The following is an 18,977-nucleotide window of genomic DNA, read 5'->3' as shown; positions in this document are numbered from 1 at the left end:
GCGGGCTTCCAGAGTCCGGCAGTTGTACCCGTCCGATCATTTCGATCGGACAGGATCTCTGCGTTTCTGGGCTGTTCGAAAGGTCAGGGTGCGGGCGGGAAAGCGCTGCGGTGAGCAAGGCTCGCGCTTCTGCCTGTGGGGAGATGGGGAAGCATGCTGATGGGCGTTATCAGCGTGCTGGGGTGAGGTGGAGTTGTTCCTGCGGATCGGCTTAGCCGGCGTCGGCCGGCGGTGAGCGCCCGGCGGGTACGTCACGTGGTCCGCGGTGTGGGATGCGGGGCGGCAGCGGGCCGGTGGCGTCGATGCTGACATCGCCGTTCCAGCCGCGCAGGTGACCGCGCTGCTGGGCCATGCGGACGGTGGTCAGGACCAGACGGTTGGCCAGGTGCTGGAGGCGATGCGCCGGTGGGGCGTGCGGGGTGCCTGGTCGGGGATGTCGAGCCAGGTGCGGGCGCGGGGTTCGGGGTTGTTGTGCAGGCAGCGTAGTACGGGGCGTGCCGACGCTCCCTTCGCCGTCATGCCAGTGCAGCCAGAACGGCTGTGAGCCAATCCCCACCACGCTCGGATCGAAGTCCATCAGCAGCAGCCGCTCCAGCCACGACTCAAAGCCGACGTGCCGCCCAGTCGGTCGCCGCCCAGTACCAGCCCGGGAAGTGACGCTCACCGCGCGACCAGCGAAACGTACGCACGGGTTCGACATCCTCGAACCGGCCCGTCACACAGTCCCGCAGCGGACGCCGACGACGCCCGTGCACCGCGTCCACGTACGACAACTCGATGCACGGCCCCGCGTGATCCACCCCAGCCGGTACAGCCATCCAGCACTGGGTACGCAATGGCGACCGGGGGCCGACCCGCGGTGCTCGGGAGCGGGTGCTGGCCGTCAGTAGACGTCGCGGACGTAGCGTTTGTCCGAGGCCAGGCGGCGGGCGTAGGCGGTGGATTCGTCGGGGCTCATGCCGCCGTGGGTGGTGGCGATGTCCTTGAGGGCCTGGTCGACGTCTTTGGCCATGCGGGATGCGTCGCCGCAGACGTAGAAGTGGGCGCCGTCCTGGAGCCACTGCCACAGGCGGGGACCGAGCTGTGAACGCTCGCCGCGAGCATCACGGCTGCTGCCCCGGCCGACGTGTTCGCCTCCGCCAGCCCCAAGACCATGGCCATCGTGACCGATGCGAAGGAAAACGCCACCAAGCTGGTCACCTTCGAGTGCAACCAGCTGGAGATCGCCACCCTGCCCGGCAACCCGGACAAGGTCTCGTCACTGAAGGACCTGACGAACCCGGACCTGAAGGTTCCCTGCGGCGCCGCCCCGCAGAAGGCTGGAGGCCAGCGACCTCAAGATCACGCCCGTCTCCTACGAGGAAGATGTCAAGGCGGCCCTCAACAAGGTGCTCCTGAAGGAGGCCGACGCATCGGTCGTCTACAAGACCGATGTGAAGGCGGCCGGTGACAAGGTGGAGGGCATGGACTTCTCCGAGTCCGCCGACGCCCGTACCGCTTCAGAATGCCTTCACAGCCTGTGAGCTGCGGCTTTGCCGGACGGTCAGTCGGCTCGGTGGTACTCATTGATCAGTCCGGCGACGGCTTGCCGGCGTTCGATCCGGGCTGCTGACAGGGGGATGACGTTGGTATCGTCCGGCGGTGCGAGCTGGCCGCGGCCTTGATGCGGCCGATGCCGGTTGAAGTGGCGCGCGTAGTCCTTGAGGACCTTCTCGGCGTGGCCGCGGTCGAAGATCAGGAGCCGGTCGGTGCACTCCTCGCGTGCTGATCGTACGAACCGCTCGGCGTGGGGATTGCAGTTGGGAGAGCGCGGAGGGATTTTGGTGACGTTGATGCCTTCGCTGGCGAAGACGGCAGCGAAGGCGGCCGTGAACTTCGTGTCCCGGTCGCGGATCAGGTGAGTGAAGCCTGATGCACGGTGGCGGAGTTGCCAGAGCAGTTGGCGGGCTTGCTGGGTGGCCCAGGCGGCGGTCGGGTGCGCGGTGACGCCCAGGATGTGGATGGTTCGGGTGCGGACCTCCATGACGAACAGCGCGTACAGCCGCTGCAGACCGACCGTGTCGACGTGGAAGTAGTCGGTGGCGAGCGTGCCGTGGGCCTGGGCTTTGAGGAAGGTGGTCCACTCACTGCGCACCGGATGTCGGCGCGGGGTCGGCCCGAGGCCGGCGGTGCGCAGGATGCGGCGGACGGTGGCCGGGCTGACCTTGTGCCCGGGGCGGCGGAGTTCGCCGTGAACGCGTTGGAAGCCCCATCGTGGGTTCTCGGCGCCGAGCCGGATGGTCAGGTCGTGCAGCTTGTCGGGTATCGGTGGGCGTCCCGGTGGGGCGGGTTGTGTCCACTTGTTCTTGATCAGGCGTTGGTGCCAGGCCAGGAGGGTGCGCGGGGAGACGATGCGATGCCGGCGTAGTGCCCGCGGAGGAGTCGGGCGAAGGCGGTGAGCGGTGCCCGGTCGGGCCAGGTGGGCTTGGGGGCCGCGACCTGCCGGCGCAGTACCGCGATCTCATGTCGCAAGATCAGTATCTTGGCCTCCTTCGCCGCGGAGGATCGGGAGAGCAGGACCAGCCACGCGAAGATCCGCGTGGCGATCAGGTAGAGCATTCGTACGAGCATAAAGTCCGATGGCGGTCGATCGGCCCGCGGATCGTTGTCCCAGGTCACAGGCTCTGCAGCCATTCTGAAGCGGTACGGTAGTAACGCAGCGCGGCGAACTCGGACTCGATCCAGTTCAACCAGGAGCCGTAGGTCGGCAGGAACATCAGCTCAACGTCGTTGTCAGCGGCCCAGGAGCGGACTTCGGGGTGTTTGTGCGGCGAGTAGTTATCGGTGATCACGTACAACCTCTGGCCGGGCCAGCGGGTGCCCAGCGTCTTGAGGAAGGACAGGTACTCGCGCCCCGCTTGCGTTTGCGGATCCGGTAGTACAGCTGGCCGGTGGCCAGATCCAAGGTGGCGATCATGTGTGTCACGCCGTGGTAGCGGTTGTACGTGGCGCGAAGCCGAGCCGGCGAACCCACCGGCCGCCACCGCTTGCCCTTACGAGGCCGGGGGTGGGTTCTTCGGTGCTGTAGGAGCGACGGAGCATGAGGCCGGCGTCGACGACGGTGGGATTGGCTCTGCGGATGCGGTCGCCGGCCTGGTCCAGGAGCGCGGCGGCGGCGACTGGTGGTACCAGGGCGTCGCCGGCGCAGACGAATCGTCCCGCCTCCGCCGCGTTGGAGCATCAACGCTGAATAGGCAGGCGAAGAGGAAACGGGCTCAGCTTGCGCGGACGCGCTCCAGACTCGGCCCGCTGCCCACAGACCACCCATGCCACCGGCCGGTCTGGGCGGACAGCGTGCAGCAAAAGAGCCGGTTCGCGCCGGTGCGTGCGGCGCACTTCGCGTGGGCACGAGCGCCCCATGGGAAAACCCGCACGCTCTACCGGTGCCCACGGGCGGCGGAAATGATGAGCCACACCGCACACGAACCAGGTGATCCGCACCCCTGTCCCTCGGCCAGGCGGACATGCGGCGGAAGGAGCTCATCGTGTTGCTTCTCATCTCCCCGGACAGCGTGGAGGAGGCCCTCGACTGTGCGAAGGCGGCGGAGCACCTGGACATCGTCGACGTCAAGAAGCCCGACGAGGGCTCTCTCGGCGCGAACTTTCCCTGGGTCATCCGGGAGATCCGCGACGCGGTACCGGCGGACAAGCCGGTGTCCGCGACCGTGGGTGATGTCCCGTACAAGCCCGGCACGGTGGCTCAGGCCGCGCTCGGCGCGGTCGTCTCCGGCGCCACGTACATCAAGGTCGGCCTCTATGGATGCACGACGCCCGAACAGGGCATCGAGGTCATGCGCGCGGTCGTCCGGGCGGTGAAGGACCACCGCCCCGAAGCGCTCGTCGTCGCCTCGGGCTATGCCGACGCCCACCGGATCGGCTGCGTCAACCCGCTCGCCGTGCCCGACATCGCCGCCCGCTCCGGCGCCGACGCGGCCATGCTCGACACCGCCATCAAGGACGGGACGCGGCTGTTCGACCACGTGCCGCCGGACGTCTGTGCCCAGTTCGTCCGGCTGACCCACGCGTCCGGTCTGCTCGCCGCCCTCGCCGGCAGTGTCAAACAGACCGACCTCGGTCCGCTGACGCGCATCGGCACGGACATCGTGGGCGTGCGCGGAGCGGTCTGCGAGGGCGGCGACCGCAATGCCGGAAGGATTCAGCCGCATCTGGTGGCCGCCTTCCGGGCGGAGATGGACCGGCAGGCCGAGCAGCACGCTGCCGGCGTCCCCGCCGTGAACTGACCACAGGCATGCCGACCGATGAGCCCGACCGCGTCCCCGGACGCCGGGCCGCGCATTTCGCCGTCGTCGACCCTGCCACCGGGGAGACCTTCGACGAGGCCCCCGACCAGCAGCCGGACGAGTTGGACGCCGTCGTCGACCGGTCCCACCGGGCCTGGCACGGCTGGCGCGCCGACCCCGCCGCCCGCACCACCGCGTTGCGCGTGGCGGCCGACGCCGTGGAGACGGCCGGCGAAGACCTCGCCCGGTTGCTCACCCGGGAACAGGGCAAGCCCCTGGCCGAGTCATACGCGGAGATCGCCCGTACGACGGCCCGCCTGCGCTACTTCGCAGACCTGGCACCCACAACCCGGCGGATCACCGACGGTCGGCCCGTGCACAGCGAGATCCGCTGGCGACCCCTCGGACCCGTCGCCGCGATCGTGCCGTGGAACTTTCCCCTCCAGCTCGCGGCGGCGAAGTTCGCGCCCGCGCTCGCGGCGGGCAACACCGTGGTCCTCAAACCGTCCCCGTTCACCCCCCTCGCCACCCGGCTGCTCGGCTCCGTCCTGGCCGCCGCCCTGCCCGAGGACGTACTGACCGTCGTCACCGGCCGCGAACCGCTCGGCGCCCGCCTCGCCTCCCACCCGGGCATCCGCCACGTCACCTTCACCGGCTCAGTGCCCACCGGGCGGGCCGTCGCCGAAGCGGCGGCGGCCTCGCTCGCCCGGGTCACTCTGGAACTGGGCGGCAACGACGCCGCCGTCCTGCTGGACGACGTCGAGGTGGACAGGATCGCGGACCGGCTGTTCTGGGCCGCGTTCCGCAACTGCGGGCAGGTCTGCATGGCGGTCAAACGCGTCTACGCCCCGGCCCGGCTCCACGGCGAGGTCGTCGAAGCCCTCGCCCAGCGCGCGAAGACCGTCGTCGTCGGGGCCGGCCTCGACCCGGAGACCCGGCTGGGCCCGGTCAACAACGCCCCCCAGTTGGCCCGGGTCGAGCAGGTCACGCGGCGGGCCCTGGCGGACGGCGCCCGGGCGGCGGCCGGCGGCCACCGGCTGGACGGGCCGGGCTACTTCTTCGCTCCCACGATCCTCACCGATGTCCCGCCCAGCAGCCCGGTGGTGACCGAGGAACAGTTCGGGCCGGTCCTGCCGGTGCTGCCGTACCGGAGCCTCGGCGAAGCCGTCGACGCGGCCAACGGCACGGGCTTCGGACTGGGCGGCTCCGTCTGGGGCACCGATCTCGACCGGGCCGAGGCAGTGGCCGACCGGCTCGAATGCGGCACGGCCTGGATCAACCACCATGCCGAACTGTCCCTCGCCCAGCCCTTCGCAGGCGTCAAGAACAGCGGTGTCGGCGTCGCGGGCGGACCTTGGGGGCTTTACGGCAACCTCCGGCCGTTCGTCGTCCACCGCCCGCAGGAGGAAGGACGATGAGGTTCCAGGCGGCCGTACTGCGCTCGTACGAGGACCCGTTCGCGGTCGAGGAGGTGACCCTGCGCACGGAACCCGCCGTCGGCGAGATCCTGGTCGAGGTCCTGGGCTGCGGGATGTGCCGGACCGATCTCGCGGTCCGGCGATCGGCCGGCTGCAGCCCGCTGCCGGCGGTGCTCGGCCACGAGGGGGCCGGGGTCGTGGTGCAAACGGGCGACGGCCCGGACACCGGGATCGCCGTCGGTGACCACGTCGTGCTGAGCTTCGACTCCTGCGGACACTGCCGGAACTGCCGCGGCGCGGCCCCTGCCTACTGCGACTCCTTCGCCTCCCTCAACCTCTTCGGAGGACGCAAGGAGGACGCGCCGCGGCTCACCGACGCGACCGGGGGAGCGCTGGCCCCCCGATGGTTCGGCCAGTCCTCGTTCGCCGAGTACGCGCTCGTCCCGGCCCGCAACGCCGTCCGGGTCGACCCCGCACTGCCCGTCGAACTGCTCGGGCCGCTCGGCTGCGGCTTCCTCACCGGCGCCGGAGCCGTGCTGAACGCCTTCGGCGCCGGCCCCGGCGACACCCTGGCGGTCTTCGGCGCGGGAGCGGTGGGCCTTGCCGCGGTGATGGCGGCCACCGCTGCCGGCGCGCTGACCGTGGCCGTCGACCGGCATCCCCGACGGCTGGCCCTGGCCGAACAGTTCGGCGCGGTCCCACTGCCCGCCAAAACGGCCGGACTGCCCGAGCAGATCCGGCGGCTGACCGACGGCGGCGCGCAGTACGCGCTGGACACCACGGCCTCGTCCCCGCTCATCAACGACGCGCTCCGGGCACTGCGCCCCACCGGCAGTCTCGGCCTGGTGGCACGGCTCCACACCGCGCTGCCGCTCGAGGCGGGCACGCTGGACCGAGGCCGCAGCATCCACCACATCTGCGAAGGGGACGCCGTACCCGGGCTGCTGATACCCCGGCTTACCGGACTGTGGCAGGCCGGGCGCTTCCCCTTCGACCAGCTGATCCGCACCTACCCGCTGGCCGACATCAATGAGGCCGAACGCGACTGCGACGCGGGCCGCGTGGTCAAACCCGTCCTGCTCCCGGAGGGAAGAAGCCGATGAGTCAGGCATGCAGCATCGCGGACTCACCGCATCCGGCAAGCAGGCACCTCACAGTCCCCACTCCCGCCAACGGAGGAAACATGGCCGGCACGGCGCCGCAGCACACGGACGTGGAGGGCGTGGAGGGAGGCGTGGGTGTGACTGCCCTCCTGGTCGCCGCCGCGCGGGCGATCGAGACCCACCGCCACGACAGCCTGGCCCACGACGTCTACGCGGAACACTTCGTGCGCGCCGCCCCGGCGTGCGCTGACTGGCCGGTGCGCATCCAGCAGGTCCCGGACGGGGACGGCAACCCGCTGTGGGGGCGGTTCGCCCGCTACTTCGGCCTGCGGACCAGGGTCCTCGACGACTTCCTGCTCCGGTCGGTCCGTACGAGTGCCCGTCAAGTGGTCCTGCTGGGCGCGGGGCTGGATACCCGCGCCTTCCGGCTGGACTGGCCGCCCGACCGCGTGGTCTTCGAGATCGACAGGGCGGGCGTGCTGGCGTTCAAGCACCAGGCGCTCACGGACCTGTCGGCCACCCCGAAGGTGAAGCGCGTCCCCGTACCGGTCGACCTGCGCGCCGACTGGGTCACCGCGCTGACCACCGCCGGCTTCGACCCGGCCGCACCGAGCGTCTGGCTGGCCGAGGGACTGCTCTTCTACCTGCCGAGCCCCACCGAAACGTACCTCATCGACACGGTGGACCGGCTGACCACCGAAGGCAGCGCACTGGCCTTCGAGGCCAAGCTGGAGAAGGACCTGCTGGAGTACCGCGACAGCGCGATCTACACGGCGACGCGAGAACAAATCGGCATCGACCTGCTCCACCTCTTCGACAAGGGACCACGCCCCGACTCCGCGGGCAACCTGGCGGCCAAGGGCTGGTCCACCTCGGTACACACCCCCTTCGACTTCACCCACCAGCACGGACGCGGCCCCCTCCCCGAGCCCAACGACGCGCTCGAGGGAAACCGGTGGGTGTTTGCGCACAAGCCCCGGCTATGACATCCGCAGCGCGCACGTCGACATCCGCACAGGGCCCGGCATCCAGCAGTCCACGGGCACGACGGCGTCCTGCTCCTGGACTACCCGAAGGGGCCGCAGGACAAGCCGTTCCTGGACACGGTCTACCTCGTCCTTTCTGCTCTCCGGTCTGGCGCCGCCCAGCGCCGCTCTTGCCGAATACCTCATCCATGCTGGTCAGGCCGCATGCGCGTGCTCATGCAGGGTGCCGCCGAGCCGCGCGCGTCGTCGTATGTCGAGGCGCGCGATCCGCTGGGGATCGTCGATTGGTTCGGGCAACGAACGCAGAGGGCGGGCGTTCGCGAGGCCCTGGTGCGGCCTGTGTTCGTTGTAGAAAATCTCGAATTCGCGCAGGGCGTGAAGGAGATGGCGCTGGTCCCAGATCAGTGTCCGGTCCAGCAGTTCTCGGCGGCAGGTCTGCGCCCACCACAAGGTTTTTTGCGTGTGGGTGCCGATTATTACGTCCGAGCTGTTCAGGCTGCATATGCGTACTCGTGGAGGAGGCCGCCGAGTCGGTCACGTCGATGGATGTCGAGGCGGTCCAGTCGCTCGGGTTCGGTGATCGGTTCGGGGAGCGGCCGCAGGGGTGCAGCACTGGTCAAGGTGCGGTGAGGCCGATGCTGATTGTGGAAGGACTCGAACTCGCCTAGCGCGTGGAGTAGGTGGGCCTGGTTCCAGATGAGGGTACGGTCGAGGAGTTCGTGTCGGCAGGTCTGCACCCAGCGTTCCATGATCGAGTTCATGCGGGGAACGCGGATGCCGGTGGTGACGATCTCGATGCCTTCGGCCTCGAAGACGGTGTCGAACGCGCGGGTGAACTTGCTGTCGCGGTCCCTGATCAGGTGTCGGATGGTGATGTCGGCGTCCTGGAGGTCCATGACGAGGTTCCTCGCGGCTTGGGTGACCCAGTCCGCGGTGGGGTGGGCCGTCGCGCCGAGACGGAAAGAGCACTTTCCAGGCGAGAGAGCCTATCTCGTCGTACCCGCGTGTCCGTGTCCAGGGAGACGGCCGACGGGTGGTCTCGCAGGCCGGTGCGGTCCTGCTCGTCGAAACAGTTCGCAAGACCGGCCTTGACCAGGCCATATCCGCAGCTCTGGCGCCGCGGCGAAAGCCGCGGGCCGTCCACGATCCCGGGAAGGTCCTTCTGGACCTTGCTCTGGCGGTCGCGCTGGGCGGGGACTGCCTCGCGGACGTCGCGATGGTGCGGTGTGAGCCGGCCGTCTTCGGCCCGGTCGCTTCCGACCCGACGGTCTCCCGTCTGATCGACACCCTCGCCGCCTCCGGCGAGAAAGCCCTGCAGGCCATCCGGTCTGCACGGGCCGAAGCCCGCAGCCGGGTCTGGTTGCCGGCGGGCAAGAACGCCCCGCACACCGATGGACAGGTCACGGTCGACCTGGACGGCGTCCTCGTGATCGCACACTCTGACAAGCAGGACGCGGCCGCGACCTGGAAGAGGACCTACGGCCATCACCCCCTGACGGCCTTCGTCGACCACGGCCCTGGCGGAGGCGATCCACCAGCATGTGCTGAAGATCCCGGGCCCGGCCTGGACACCGGCCGTCGAGGCCGACGGCCAGGTCCGCGACGGGGCCTGGGTTGCCGAGCTCACGGGCAAGCTGCTGGACGGCTGGCCCAGCGGCATGCGGCTGATCGTCCGCAAGGAACGACCCCATCCCGGCGCCCAGTTGAGAATCATTGACGCGGACGGCATGCGCATCACATGCTTCGCCACCAATACCACCGGGCGGCCGATCGCCGAGCTGGAGCTCCGTCACCGGCTGGGGGCCAGAGCGGAGGACCGTATCCGCGCCGCCTGGTCCACCGACCTGCGCAACCTGCCCCTGCACCACACCGCGCAGAACAAGGTCTGGCTGGAGATCGTCCAGATCGCACTCGACCTGCTGGCCTGGATGTCCATGCTCGCCCTGACCGGCAAGGCCCGGCTCTGGGAACCCCGCCGGCTGCGGTTCCGCCTGTTCTCCGCCGGCGCCCAGCTCGTCACCACCGGCCGCCGCTGGTTCCTCCGCCTCACCCAACACTGGCCTTGGACAGGTGAGATCACCACCGCCCTCGAACGACTCGCGCTCCTGCCCAGCCCAGGCTGACCAGCAAACTTCCCGTCCCGACGACAGCGCCACCCGACCCCCGGGCAGTGGAACCCGGCGCCCACCCGACGCGCCAGTCAGGTCACCGGCCTGCTCACCACCCGCCTCGGAAAACGGAAAGGCCCGCCAACTCCGTCGACGGACCCTCACGCAAGATCGAGGTTAGTGCCAGTCGCTGATACGGACGTCGTCGGGCGCCGGCCTGCCGTGTCCGGTCTCCACGAACTCCTTGAGGCTCATCAGGAAGGTCGCCCACTTCGTGCTGCAGTGGTGCATGAAGTCGACCGGCTCGCGCCAGCCCTCGTGTTTGAACAGGACGATCGTGTACTCGTCGCGCCGGCTGAGGCTCCAGTCGATCTCAGTCCCGATCCACTCCGCGGGTCCGTCCGTGACGCGCCATCGCACCCGGCCGGCGGGGTCGAGCTCCAGGATCTCCATGTCGAAGCCGCCGACGTCGCCGAATCGGAACGCCAGCTGGCCGCCGACCTCGCTCTTGCCGGTGGTGTCGGTCGTCCACCAGCCGGCGATGCCCTCGGGGGTTGCGATGGCCCGATAGACGTCGTCCAGCGACGCGACGGCGCCTATTCGATGCAGGATGTCGACCATGTTCATTCTCCTTCGGTGTTGTTGCGGCTGCGTTCGATCGCCTCCGCGATGCGTTTGATCCGGCGGAGTCGGGCGTCCCAGGTGGCGCCGACCGAGGCCAGTTGCGCGGCCGCGCGGGCGAGCTGCGCCTCGTCGACGTGGTAGCGCCGCTCGCGACCGGCCGGCTCGGCGTGGACCAGCCCGACCCGGTCGAGGACGGCGAGGTGTTTCGACACGGCCTGCCGCGTGAGCGGGAGGCCCGCGCTGAGTGAGGTGGCCGTGCTGGGCCCGGACGCGAGGAGCAGGTCGATCAGGGTGCGCCGGGTCGGGTCGCCGATCGCCGACCACAGCTCGTCGTCGACCGGCGTGCTCATGCGGTCGACACCAGTCGCGCGATGTACGTGCCCAGTTGGGGGATGTAGTGGTCCCAGCCGCTCGCGTGCTCGCGGTACTGCTCCTCGAGGACGGCGATCTCCCAGCCCATCTCGCGGAACCCGGTCTCTGTCATCCGCACCCGGGTCCCTCGCTCTGTCGGCTCCAGGTCGAAGGTGACCAGCAGCGAGTCGCCGCCGCGATCGGTTTCGGAATAGCACCACCGGAACGAGAACCGCGACGGCGGGTCGACCTCGACGACGGTGAGCGCGACGGTCATCGTCTCCCCGGTCGCCTCGTCACGCCAGAAGAGCTCACCGGGCGCCCCTTCGACGGGCTTGAACCGGGCGTCGTCCGGCCACCACTCTCGCATGTGCTCCGGTCGGCTGATGACCTCGAAGACCGTCTCGGGTGATGCATCGACGTGGATGTCGCGCTCGATACCGCCGTACTCCATGCCCGAACCCTTTCGCAACCTTTGGTTGCATGTCAGCGTACGCCGTGAGGCGCTTACGTGCAACTATTAGTTGCGGATTAATGCGGGTCGCCGAGTCCGTTGCGCGCAATGAAGGCCGAGGCCACGACGTCGGCCTCCAGGTCTCGTGCACCGCCGCTTACTCGGACATCCGGACAGCCCGACCGCCGGAGCAGCAGGGTTTCCGGGAAGATGTCCGCCATCATCCGCCGCCTGTCCGGGTGTCGGTTGTGCCGATGACGTCGTCGCGCCGACGGCAGCCGGCCTTCCCGCCCTTTCTGTGACGGCCTGCAGTGCCGCGGACCCAGCCCCGTCTTCGAGTGGCACACGGACGACCTAGAGTTGGCGTCATGAGCCGTTGGCAGGAGTTGACCGGGGGGACATCCGGACAGGACTACGCTGCGCGGTTCGCGGCTCTGGCCCGTGGCGGACAGGATGTGCACGGTGAGGCGCGGTTCTGCGCAGCGCTCATGCCTGCCGGAGCGCGGGTGCTGGACGCCGGGTGCGGTACCGGACGGGTCATGATCCGGCTTGCAGAGCTCGGGTACGACTGTGTCGGGGTGGATCTTGATGCGTCGATGCTGGCAGTGGCGCAGAAGCGGGCGCCGGAACTGCCCTGGTTCCAGGTCGATCTGGCTGAGTTCGAGTCGGACCTGCTCGGCATCGCGGCGGACTTCGATCTCGTGGTCGCTGCAGGCAATGTTTTCCCGTTGCTCGCGGCCGGCACCGAGGCCACGGTGGTCGAGCGCCTGGCCGCGGTCCTGCGCCCGGGTGGTCTGATGATCGCCGGCTTCGGCCTGGACGAAGCCCATCTGCCGGTGCCCCCAGGAATCACCCTGGCGGAGTATGACGACTGTTGCGCCGCGGCCGGCCTCAGCCGCGTGGACCGCTTCGCCACCTGGGACGCTGTCCCTTACGACGGCGGCGGCTATGCCGTCAGCGTCCATCGTCGGTGAGGCCTTGCCCGACATCTTGATCACCGTGCCGGCCAAGCGGCCAGGGGCTTCTCCGGGCAGTTGGCGAGTAGTTCTCGTGGGTAGCGGTTCTCACGAGGAGACGCTGGGAGCACACCGCGGACCTTGCACCACGAGGTGTCCTTGCGCGACCGCGACCGTATCGTCAGTGGTCAACTCGCCCCTCGGACACAACCAACAACCACTGACGATACGGCGATGAGGGCCTCGACCTTACGGTCGCGGTCCTCATTGTGTGTTCGTAGCCGATGGTGATGCCCAGGGCTTCGTAGAGCGGGCCTTCTTGTCGGCGTCGGCCGTGTGGATGCGCTGTGCAATGTCTCCAAGACTGTCAGTGATCTCTCGGATCTGCTGGGCGTCGAGTGGGGATTCCTTCTTCCGGGTGAGGGCGGGGAGCGCGTCGAGTTTCTTCTGTGCCGCCTCTTTGTCTTGCTCTGCTGCGTTGATCCACTGGGTGACGACGGCTGGGTCCGCTCCGGCTTCGAGTGCTGCCTGGTAGCGGGAGAGTCGTCGCTCGCAGTCCTTGATTGCCTGGCGTGCTTGGGCCTGCTCGGGTGTGTGGGTCTCTGCGGCGCTCGCTGCGGCGCTGGCGTGGGTGAGGGCGGTGAGGCTGGCGGTGAGCCGGTCGGGGGCGAAGGCCCGGGCGATCCACTGGTCCAGGGCCCGGCACACAACGTCTTCGCGCAGGTTGACGGTGCGCGGGTGGGTGAGGCCGGGGTGGAGGGCTTGTTCCTGGTCTTTGAGTGGGCGTTAAGTCCGATCTTCCTGGGTTCGTGATCGCTCGATCGTGGGACTGGTTGTCTCGCGGGCCGCATGTTGGGCATGTCCATGTTGAGGTGCGGGGCATGGAGCGAGAGCCGTACTCCAGCGACTTATCGGACGAGCAGTGGCTGTTGATCGAGCCGATGGTCACGGCCTGGAAGCGGGAGAGGGTGGCGCGGTCGGCGACCGGGGACCCGGGGTCCTGCGACCTGCGGGAGGTGGTGAACGCGATCTTCTGTCAGAACCGGACGGGCTGCCAGTGGCGGTATCTGCCCCATGACCTGCCTGCCTGGTCGGCGGTGTTCTACTACTTCGGCCTGTGGCGCGAGGACGGCCTTGACCAGCGGGTCCAGGAGCTCTTGCGCTGCCAAGTACGGGAGAGGGCCCGGCGATGAGAGGACCTGTCCCTCGTGATCATCGACACCCAGTCCGTCCGTGCGGCGGCGGGTGTCCCGAAGATCACGACGGGACTGGACGCGAACAAGAAGGTCTCGGGCCGCAAGCGGGGGCTGGCCGTGGATGTTCTGGGGCTGATCATCGGGGTTGTCGTGCTGGCCGCCTCCGCGCATGACAACGCCGCCGGCACCGCCCTGCTCGACCAGGCCGCCGAGAAATGCGGGATGCGCCTGGAGAAGGCCCTGGTCGACCAGGGCTTCAAGGATCACGTCGTCATCTATGGCGCCCTGTTGGACATCGACGTCGAGGTCGTCCGCCGCAACCCTGCTGACCAGGGCAAAGGCTTCGTCCCACAGCCGAAAAGGTGGATCGTGGAGCAGGTCAACGGCACGTTGATGCTGCACCGCCGCCTGGCCCGCGAGTACGACCACCGCCCCGACGCCTCGGCTTCGCGCGTCTACTGGGCGTCCATCGCGAACATGACCCGCCGCCTCACCACGCCGAGTCCGGCCTGGCGCGACACCCTCGGACTGGCAGCGTGAACATCATCGAGCTCCTGGCAGGCCTCCAGGCCCAGCACGACCGGACCGCAGCACGAGCCGGTGAACTACGCGACCAGATCGAGCACTTGACCGCCACCCTGGCCGAGACCGAAGCACGACTCGCGGACCTGGTCACTACCCGGAAGGTCATCGCCGAACTCACCCCGGCCAGAGATGAACCCGAGCAGCCCGAAACGAACTCCGCCTACCAGGCCATCGTGAACGCCTTCAACCAACACCCCGACCAGGAGTTCCGAGCCCGTGAGCTGCACGAACTCCTCGGCATGCCCACCGATGAGGCATCGGTCAACGTCACCCGTGCTCGCCTCGGACGCCTCACCCGCCAAGGCTTCCTCACCCAACCCGGGCGAGGCCGCTACCAGAAACGGACTTAACGTCCACTAATATGCGGGTCTCGTTGTCAAGCCATCATCGATTCGGAGTGACAGCGGCCAGTTGGAATTCCCCACGTACGGCCAGTTGTCTGTTCACTGTGAGTAGCCGTATTCGGTGCGCCGGCCTCGCTCGTCCGGTGGGTTCTCCTGCCTGGATCGCCTACAGCACGCTGTCGTGCACGGTGAAGATCATGGTGTGCAGGGGAGCGAGTTCTCGCAGGTGCGCGGCGTCGGCGCCGCACGCGCGCCCCTCGGGTGAGGCGAACGCGGCGCGCAACTCGTCCGTCGTGTCCCAGTCCAGCTCGGCGACCATGTAGTACGGGCAGTCGCCGCCAGTGGCGGCCAGGTCCCGGCCGACCGTATATCGGCGCAGCCCCGGCAGGCGTCGCGCGAGCGGGATGTGGACCTCGCGGTAGTGCTGCTCGAACCTCTCGGGGTTCGTGGGCGTCTCGTACAGGGCGACGAAGCGTGCCGTCATCGGGCAGCCCTCCGGTACCGGGTGAGGACGGCGGGACCGACGTGCGCGACATCCAGCAGCTCCAGGTCCGCCGGCCGGCCGCTGGCGGGGAAGAGCCGGCGGCCGGTTCCCAGGACCGTGGGAAAGGTCAGCAGCCGGTACTCGTCGACCAGGTCCGCGGTCCTCAGCCGGTCCGCGATCCCGAGGCTCCCGAGGACGAGCACGTCCCGCCGCTCGCGCCCGACAGCGTCGACCAGGTCGCCGTCCAGGACCTTCGAGTTGGCCCAGGCCGAGGTGTCGGCGTGGGTCAGAGTGCGGGAGGCGACCAGCTTCGCCGCGGCGTTCATGCGCGCGGCGTAGGGATCCTGGCGGCCGGACCATATCCGCGCGAACAGCTGCCAGGTGACGCGCCCGAGCAGCAGCACGCCCTCGTCCAGCGCGGGGCCGAGGCGGAATCTGTCCTCCGTGCCGACCGCCTTCCCGCCGTACCGGAACATCCAGCCGCCCAGCGGCGTGCCTTGCGACCCGTCCGGGTCGGACACGATCCCGTCCAGGGTGATCAATTCGACGACGATGACGCTCATGCTGGGGTTTCCCTTCGGTTGGGTGCTCACCGGTACGTACCGGCGGCACCGCCCCGACTCATCGCCCCGGGCGGAATTCGCCCGGAGGAATCTCGCGTGGCAGCCCGAAGACGTCGAAGACGCGCGGGTCGGCGAACACGACGTTGCGCGCGACCAGCCCCGCGGTGACGGTGAGGACCTGCAGGGTGTGCGCACGATGCCCGCCGCCGGACTGTGGCGCGTAGGCGGCGAGCGCGGGCTGCCCGTTGGCGGTCAGCGCCCGCATCGCCCAGCCGGTACCGCGCAGGTCGAACACGCGCTCCATGAACCGGCCGTAGTCGCCGCTGCCCCGGTACCACAGCGGAACCGGCGGCATCTCCAGCACCGCGTCCTCGGCCAGCAGCCGCACCAGCTCGGGCACGTCCGCCGCCTCGAACGCCCGCAGGTACCGCTGGACCACCGCACGCACCTGCGGATCGTCCGGCTCGGTCACCGCCAGCGCCGGCGAGCGCGGCACGTGCCCGCTGCAGTGCGCTGTTGACCGCCGCGACCGTGGTCCCCAGCTGTTCGGCGACCTCGGCGGCGGAGAACGCCAGAACCTCGCGCAGCACCAGCACCGCCCGCTGCCGCGCCGGCAGGTACTGCACCGCCGCGACCCACGCCAGCCGCAGGTCGGTCCGCACCTCCGGGTAGAACCGCGCGTCGGGGAAGGGCTCCAGCCAGGGCACGTCGAGCGCCGGCGCCAGCACTGCCCCGGGATCGTCGCTCGGCGCCCCCAGCCCGGAGGGCAGCGGGCGCCGCCCGCGCCCCTCCAAGGCGGTCAGGCACGCGTTGGTCGCGATCCGGTACAGCCAGGTCCGCACCGACGCCCGCCCCGGGTCGTAGCGGTCCCGGGCCTTCCAGGCACGCAGCAGCGTCTCCTGCACCAGATCCTCGGCATCGTGGAACGAGCCCAGCATCCGGTAGCAGTACGCCGTCAACTCACCCCGGTACGGTTCGAGATCCACCGGATCATCATGCCGCACGCTGTGTGGGACTCCCTGGGATCAGGCATCGGTGCGAACACGTCGAAGCGATCAACGGCCGCCACTCGGCGCCCTCCCAAGACAGTTGCTCTGTGCGATCGGTCACGGCCACTTGACTCCCCGTTACATGGCCGCGAGCGGGGAATTGAAACTGGCCACCGACATCGGAGAGAGTTCGCTTGGCGAGCACTGAGTCACATCGCAGCCTGCGCTATGCGGACGACATCACCCGCGATGACGTCCTCGAGCAAGGCGCTGTCACGTTGACTGACGGGGTGGGGTGATCTTCTGGTTGATCACGCTGGGAGGGGTCGTCTGTGGGGAGTGCGTCGCCGTCGTACAGGGGGCACCGGTACCCGGTCGAGGTGATCTCCCACTGTGTGTGGCTGTACTTCCGTTTTCCGCTCAGCTTCCGCGAGGTCGAAGAGCTGATGCTCCAGCGAGGGTGCTGTCACGTTGTTGGGTGTGTGGGTGCCTGATGGCGTGTCGGGGCGTGGTGGGCCCGCGGTCCGGGTCTGTGTCAGGCCGTGGTGGGCCGGCTGGCAGTGCCGGTGATCTGGTCCCAGATGGCGAAGCGGATGGTCATTTCGGCGTGGTGGTCGGGGGCGGTCATCAGGTGGCGGTGGGGTCGGAAGTGGGGTGAGATGCCGCTGAAGGCGGACAGGAACCGTTGGGCCGCGCCGACGGAGCGGAAGCCTTTCATCGCGCGTTCGCGTTGCCTCGTCGGCTGGTGGGAGTTCTCGGCCCGGTTGTTCAGTCCCTTGTGGGAGCGGTGCTCGACAGAGTGCATGACCTCGCGGTGGGCCGCGCTGTAGGAACGCAGCTTGTCCGTGATGATCACCCTCGGCACCGACCGGGTCTTCTTCATCAGGCGGCGGAAGAAGCGCCGGGCCGCGGTCTTGTTGCGGTGGTTCTGCACGAGGATGTCCAGCACCGTTCCGTCCTGGTCGACGGCCCGCCACAGATACTTCAGCTCCCCGTTGGTCCTGACGAATACCTCGTCCAGGTGCCACTTGTCGCCGGGCCGGGGACGGCGGCGGCGCAGTCCGTTCGCGTATGCCTGGCCAAACTTGGTGCACCAGCGGCGCACTGTCTCGTAGGAGACGATGACGCCTCGCTGGAGCATCAGCTCTTCGACCTCGCGGAAGCTGAGCGGAAAACGGAAGTACAGCCACACACAGTGGGAGATCACCTCGACCGGGTACCGGTGCCCCCTGTACGACGGCGACGCACTCCCCACAGACGACCCCTCCCAGCGTGATCAACCAGAAGATCATCCCACCCGGTCAGTCAACGTGACAGCGCCTTAAGAACAGCTTCAAGAGCTTCAACGGAGCGCTCAGAGAGGCTGTCAAGCAGCTGCGCTGGCGCCAGGACTGGGCGGGAGGTATGGAGGTCAACGAGGTCTTCATACAGGTCCCGGACCTGGTTGATGCCTCGGAGGTCAAGGGGTGGGTCCGCAATTATCGGAATCTGCGAATGAAGAACAACGGCGGCCTCGACAGTGTCCGCGGGTTCCGTCTGCGGGTCTGCAGTGAAAGCGGCCGCAGTCTGGGCAACTTCGACCTGGGCAACAACGCCGACGAAGGCCATGTCGAGGGACATACCTACTATTCGCCGAACGGGTACTCCTACTGAACCGCCCGTTGCCGCTGTCTGACCTCAGGCCGTAACCCGGGGCAGGGGCGGATGCGTACCGTGAAGGCGCGTCCGCCCCTGCCCCTGACTGAAGGGCACGTTCCTTGCCGCTTTACCGAGTGTGTGAATCCTTTCCCGACGCGCCGAGCGCGTTGACGCGGGCGCGTGCGATCATGCGTGATCTGGCCGACTGGAAGACCATCCCCTGGCCGCAACTGGAGTTGGTCACCACAGCCGAGCAGTACGTGCACGCAGTTCGCACTTTTGGCGCCGCGCGAATCGTCTGGGAACAACAGGACCTGCCAGGCGTCGGACCCTTCCTGGACGAACTGCAGCGCCGCGGTGTCGCGGGCGATCGGGAGGAGGTAAGCGGCTGGTTCTTTGAGGACATGCGGCTCCGCCCGGACCTGGCCGATCTGTGGCCGCTGCCCGACGGCCTGGCTTTCACCCTGGCCGCGACTCCGCCCTTCGGCGGCCCGGACAGCGAACCTGAGGACGACTGCACCGAGGAGGAACTGGACCGGATGGTTTCCGTAATCGGGCCACTGAACATGAACGTCAGGTGGAACTGCGGCTGGCGGGGCCTGTCCGATTTTAAGGGCGGCGGCGTCCGGCTCTGTCTGAACAGCGTCTGGACCGAGCAGCACGCTGAGCCGGCCCCAGGTGAGTTCGGGGTCTGGGTCTCCCCCGGTGCCCGCGTCTCCGGGACCCCGGCTGGCAAGGCCTGGCTGCGCGACTCGGGGCTCGCGCTGGGCGAACCCCAGGCAGGGTGATCCGAACGCCCCGAACCTCCTACGCCCCGGTGGAGGCGAGACTTGCGTGCCACTCGCGCGGGGTAACGCCGTGGGCGGCGGAACACGTGGGCGAAGTAATGGGGGCGGGG

Annotated in this window: 20 protein-coding genes and 9 pseudogenes; 12 read left to right on the top strand and 17 right to left on the bottom strand. The window is 68.8% G+C overall.

What is annotated here, in order from left to right; all coding sequences use genetic code 11:
- Positions 1 to 211 precede the first annotated feature (211 nt).
- From EDD90_RS55175 to EDD90_RS56930, 3 genes and pseudogenes are all read right to left on the bottom strand, one after another.
- Positions 212 to 352, bottom strand: a complete 141-nt coding sequence (locus EDD90_RS55175) for a hypothetical protein (RefSeq protein ID WP_185149699.1) — start codon at positions 350 to 352, stop codon at positions 212 to 214.
- Between the two features lie 130 nt (positions 353 to 482).
- Positions 483 to 818 (bottom strand): annotated as a pseudogene (locus tag EDD90_RS07730) (TnsA-like heteromeric transposase endonuclease subunit); the annotation flags it as partial.
- Between the two features lie 65 nt (positions 819 to 883).
- A pseudogene (locus tag EDD90_RS56930) lies at positions 884 to 1,078 on the bottom strand (hypothetical protein); the annotation flags it as partial.
- A gap of 9 nt (positions 1,079 to 1,087) precedes the next feature.
- Here EDD90_RS56930 and EDD90_RS56925 point away from each other — a divergent pair.
- A pseudogene (locus EDD90_RS56925) lies at positions 1,088 to 1,490 on the top strand (substrate-binding domain-containing protein); the annotation flags it as partial.
- A 53-nt stretch (positions 1,491 to 1,543) separates the two neighbouring features.
- On the opposite strand, the gene EDD90_RS56920 reads toward EDD90_RS56925, so the two are convergent.
- The 4 genes and pseudogenes from EDD90_RS56920 to EDD90_RS07715 form a co-directional block, all read right to left on the bottom strand.
- Positions 1,544 to 2,134, bottom strand: coding sequence for a transposase (locus EDD90_RS56920; protein WP_260327707.1), 591 nt, complete (start codon positions 2,132 to 2,134; stop codon positions 1,544 to 1,546).
- Between the two features lie 63 nt (positions 2,135 to 2,197).
- Positions 2,198 to 2,278, bottom strand: a pseudogene (locus EDD90_RS58900) (transposase); the annotation flags it as partial.
- A gap of 71 nt (positions 2,279 to 2,349) precedes the next feature.
- On the bottom strand, positions 2,350 to 2,598 hold the full coding sequence (locus EDD90_RS56910) for a hypothetical protein (RefSeq protein ID WP_260327706.1): 249 nt from the start codon (positions 2,596 to 2,598) through the stop codon (positions 2,350 to 2,352).
- 56 nt (positions 2,599 to 2,654) lie between these two features.
- Positions 2,655 to 3,023, bottom strand: coding sequence for a transposase (locus EDD90_RS07715; protein WP_221305075.1), 369 nt, complete (start codon positions 3,021 to 3,023; stop codon positions 2,655 to 2,657).
- 501 nt (positions 3,024 to 3,524) lie between these two features.
- On the opposite strand from EDD90_RS07715, the gene EDD90_RS07710 reads away from it, so the two are divergent.
- The 4 genes from EDD90_RS07710 to EDD90_RS07695 all read left to right on the top strand — a co-directional run bounded on the left by EDD90_RS07710 (position 3,525) and on the right by EDD90_RS07695 (position 7,787).
- Entirely contained in the window at positions 3,525 to 4,280 is a 756-nt protein-coding gene (locus EDD90_RS07710) for a (5-formylfuran-3-yl)methyl phosphate synthase (RefSeq protein WP_123972371.1), read from the top strand.
- 8 nt (positions 4,281 to 4,288) lie between these two features.
- Complete coding sequence (locus EDD90_RS07705) at positions 4,289 to 5,698, top strand: aldehyde dehydrogenase family protein (protein WP_123972370.1); 1,410 nt, start codon at positions 4,289 to 4,291, stop codon at positions 5,696 to 5,698.
- Positions 5,695 to 6,801: an NAD(P)-dependent alcohol dehydrogenase gene (locus tag EDD90_RS07700; protein WP_123972369.1), complete on the top strand. Its 1,107-nt coding sequence runs from the start codon at positions 5,695 to 5,697 to the stop codon at positions 6,799 to 6,801. Before EDD90_RS07705 ends, EDD90_RS07700 begins: the two co-directional genes overlap by 4 nt.
- Positions 6,802 to 6,881: 80 nt before the next feature.
- A complete protein-coding gene (locus EDD90_RS07695) occupies positions 6,882 to 7,787 on the top strand; it encodes a class I SAM-dependent methyltransferase (protein WP_123972368.1) in 906 nt (301 codons plus the stop codon).
- A gap of 195 nt (positions 7,788 to 7,982) precedes the next feature.
- Here EDD90_RS07695 and EDD90_RS07690 read toward each other — a convergent pair whose 3' ends face one another.
- Together EDD90_RS07690 and EDD90_RS07685 are read right to left on the bottom strand one after the other, a co-directional pair.
- Complete coding sequence (locus EDD90_RS07690) at positions 7,983 to 8,237, bottom strand: transposase (RefSeq protein WP_260327705.1); 255 nt, start codon at positions 8,235 to 8,237, stop codon at positions 7,983 to 7,985.
- A 41-nt stretch (positions 8,238 to 8,278) separates the two neighbouring features.
- Positions 8,279 to 8,743, bottom strand: a pseudogene (locus tag EDD90_RS07685) (integrase core domain-containing protein); the annotation flags it as partial.
- A gap of 32 nt (positions 8,744 to 8,775) precedes the next feature.
- Here EDD90_RS07685 and EDD90_RS07680 point away from each other — a divergent pair.
- Positions 8,776 to 9,910, top strand: a pseudogene (locus EDD90_RS07680) (transposase).
- 162 nt (positions 9,911 to 10,072) lie between these two features.
- Here EDD90_RS07680 and EDD90_RS07675 read toward each other — a convergent pair.
- Genes EDD90_RS07675 through EDD90_RS07665 form a run of 3 tightly spaced genes read right to left on the bottom strand, consistent with a single transcriptional unit; the run spans position 10,073 to position 11,324 of the window.
- Complete coding sequence (locus tag EDD90_RS07675) at positions 10,073 to 10,516, bottom strand: SRPBCC domain-containing protein (protein WP_123972367.1); 444 nt, start codon at positions 10,514 to 10,516, stop codon at positions 10,073 to 10,075.
- A gap of 2 nt (positions 10,517 to 10,518) precedes the next feature.
- The gene (locus EDD90_RS07670; protein ID WP_123972366.1) at positions 10,519 to 10,869 is read right to left on the bottom strand and encodes a helix-turn-helix transcriptional regulator; all 351 of its coding nucleotides are present in this window, start codon (positions 10,867 to 10,869) and stop codon (positions 10,519 to 10,521) included.
- Positions 10,866 to 11,324: an SRPBCC domain-containing protein gene (locus EDD90_RS07665; RefSeq protein WP_123972365.1), complete on the bottom strand. Its 459-nt coding sequence runs from the start codon at positions 11,322 to 11,324 to the stop codon at positions 10,866 to 10,868. The genes EDD90_RS07670 and EDD90_RS07665 overlap by 4 nt, the downstream gene beginning before the upstream one ends.
- Positions 11,325 to 11,692: 368 nt before the next feature.
- On the opposite strand from EDD90_RS07665, the gene EDD90_RS07660 reads away from it, so the two are divergent.
- Positions 11,693 to 12,298, top strand: a complete 606-nt coding sequence (locus EDD90_RS07660; RefSeq protein ID WP_123972364.1) for a bifunctional 2-polyprenyl-6-hydroxyphenol methylase/3-demethylubiquinol 3-O-methyltransferase UbiG — start codon at positions 11,693 to 11,695, stop codon at positions 12,296 to 12,298.
- Positions 12,299 to 12,544: 246 nt separating this feature from the next.
- On the opposite strand, the gene EDD90_RS07655 is transcribed toward EDD90_RS07660, so the two are convergent.
- Positions 12,545 to 12,988: a hypothetical protein gene (locus EDD90_RS07655; protein WP_123972363.1), complete on the bottom strand. Its 444-nt coding sequence runs from the start codon at positions 12,986 to 12,988 to the stop codon at positions 12,545 to 12,547.
- Between the two features lie 173 nt (positions 12,989 to 13,161).
- Between EDD90_RS07655 and EDD90_RS07650 the strand changes: the two are divergent.
- Positions 13,162 to 14,016 (top strand): annotated as a pseudogene (locus EDD90_RS07650) (IS5 family transposase).
- On the top strand, positions 14,013 to 14,411 hold the full coding sequence (locus EDD90_RS07645; protein WP_185148978.1) for a hypothetical protein: 399 nt from the start codon (positions 14,013 to 14,015) through the stop codon (positions 14,409 to 14,411). The pseudogene EDD90_RS07650 and the gene EDD90_RS07645 overlap by 4 nt, the downstream one beginning before the upstream one ends.
- Before the next feature lie 160 nt (positions 14,412 to 14,571).
- Here the strand turns inward: EDD90_RS07645 and EDD90_RS07640 are convergent, their stop codons facing one another.
- The 3 genes and pseudogenes from EDD90_RS07640 to EDD90_RS07630 form a co-directional block, all read right to left on the bottom strand.
- Positions 14,572 to 14,889 (bottom strand): EthD family reductase, encoded by a 318-nt coding sequence (locus EDD90_RS07640; protein WP_123972362.1) that lies wholly within the window; start codon positions 14,887 to 14,889, stop codon positions 14,572 to 14,574.
- Positions 14,886 to 15,452, bottom strand: coding sequence for a dihydrofolate reductase family protein (locus EDD90_RS07635; protein ID WP_123972361.1), 567 nt, complete (start codon positions 15,450 to 15,452; stop codon positions 14,886 to 14,888). The genes EDD90_RS07640 and EDD90_RS07635 overlap by 4 nt, the downstream gene beginning before the upstream one ends.
- Before the next feature lie 58 nt (positions 15,453 to 15,510).
- A pseudogene (locus EDD90_RS07630) lies at positions 15,511 to 16,438 on the bottom strand (sigma-70 family RNA polymerase sigma factor).
- 335 nt (positions 16,439 to 16,773) lie between these two features.
- Between EDD90_RS07630 and EDD90_RS56905 the strand changes: the two are divergent.
- Positions 16,774 to 16,902: pseudogene (locus EDD90_RS56905) on the top strand (IS6 family transposase); the annotation flags it as partial.
- Positions 16,903 to 16,976: 74 nt separating this feature from the next.
- On the opposite strand, the gene EDD90_RS07620 reads toward EDD90_RS56905, so the two are convergent.
- Positions 16,977 to 17,696 (bottom strand): IS6 family transposase, encoded by a 720-nt coding sequence (locus EDD90_RS07620; RefSeq protein WP_123972360.1) that lies wholly within the window; start codon positions 17,694 to 17,696, stop codon positions 16,977 to 16,979.
- A gap of 149 nt (positions 17,697 to 17,845) precedes the next feature.
- On the opposite strand from EDD90_RS07620, the gene EDD90_RS07615 reads away from it, so the two are divergent.
- Together EDD90_RS07615 and EDD90_RS07610 are read left to right on the top strand one after the other, a co-directional pair.
- Positions 17,846 to 18,094, top strand: a complete 249-nt coding sequence (locus tag EDD90_RS07615; protein WP_123972359.1) for a hypothetical protein — start codon at positions 17,846 to 17,848, stop codon at positions 18,092 to 18,094.
- A gap of 173 nt (positions 18,095 to 18,267) precedes the next feature.
- Positions 18,268 to 18,867: a hypothetical protein gene (locus tag EDD90_RS07610; RefSeq protein ID WP_123972358.1), complete on the top strand. Its 600-nt coding sequence runs from the start codon at positions 18,268 to 18,270 to the stop codon at positions 18,865 to 18,867.
- Positions 18,868 to 18,977: the final 110 nt, after the last annotated feature.

This window comes from Streptomyces sp. Ag109_O5-1 (genome assembly GCF_003814875.1).
GTDB lineage: Bacteria > Actinomycetota > Actinomycetes > Streptomycetales > Streptomycetaceae > Streptomyces > Streptomyces sasae.
Note: the sequence above shows the minus strand (reverse complement) of the source record. Positions and strands in the feature narration are given on the sequence as shown.

Bases quoted from the DNA above. Each gene is read 5' to 3' on its own strand.
- EDD90_RS07615 (WP_123972359.1), top strand. From the start codon at position 17,846: ATGGAGGTCAACGAGGTCTTCATACAGGTCCCGGACCTGGTTGATGCC.
- EDD90_RS07640 (WP_123972362.1), bottom strand. From the start codon at position 14,889: ATGACGGCACGCTTCGTCGCCCTGTACGAGACGCCCACGAACCCCGAG.
- EDD90_RS07670 (WP_123972366.1), bottom strand. From the start codon at position 10,869: ATGAGCACGCCGGTCGACGACGAGCTGTGGTCGGCGATCGGCGACCCG.
- EDD90_RS07700 (WP_123972369.1), top strand. From the start codon at position 5,695: ATGAGGTTCCAGGCGGCCGTACTGCGCTCGTACGAGGACCCGTTCGCG.
- EDD90_RS07660 (WP_123972364.1), top strand. From the start codon at position 11,693: ATGAGCCGTTGGCAGGAGTTGACCGGGGGGACATCCGGACAGGACTAC.
- EDD90_RS07635 (WP_123972361.1), bottom strand. From the start codon at position 15,452: ATGAGCGTCATCGTCGTCGAATTGATCACCCTGGACGGGATCGTGTCC.
- EDD90_RS07695 (WP_123972368.1), top strand. From the start codon at position 6,882: ATGGCCGGCACGGCGCCGCAGCACACGGACGTGGAGGGCGTGGAGGGA.
- EDD90_RS07665 (WP_123972365.1), bottom strand. From the start codon at position 11,324: ATGGAGTACGGCGGTATCGAGCGCGACATCCACGTCGATGCATCACCC.
- EDD90_RS07610 (WP_123972358.1), top strand. From the start codon at position 18,268: ATGCGTGATCTGGCCGACTGGAAGACCATCCCCTGGCCGCAACTGGAG.
- EDD90_RS55175 (WP_185149699.1), bottom strand. From the start codon at position 352: ATGGCCCAGCAGCGCGGTCACCTGCGCGGCTGGAACGGCGATGTCAGC.
- EDD90_RS56910 (WP_260327706.1), bottom strand. From the start codon at position 2,598: ATGCTCTACCTGATCGCCACGCGGATCTTCGCGTGGCTGGTCCTGCTC.
- EDD90_RS07675 (WP_123972367.1), bottom strand. From the start codon at position 10,516: ATGGTCGACATCCTGCATCGAATAGGCGCCGTCGCGTCGCTGGACGAC.
- EDD90_RS07705 (WP_123972370.1), top strand. From the start codon at position 4,289: ATGCCGACCGATGAGCCCGACCGCGTCCCCGGACGCCGGGCCGCGCAT.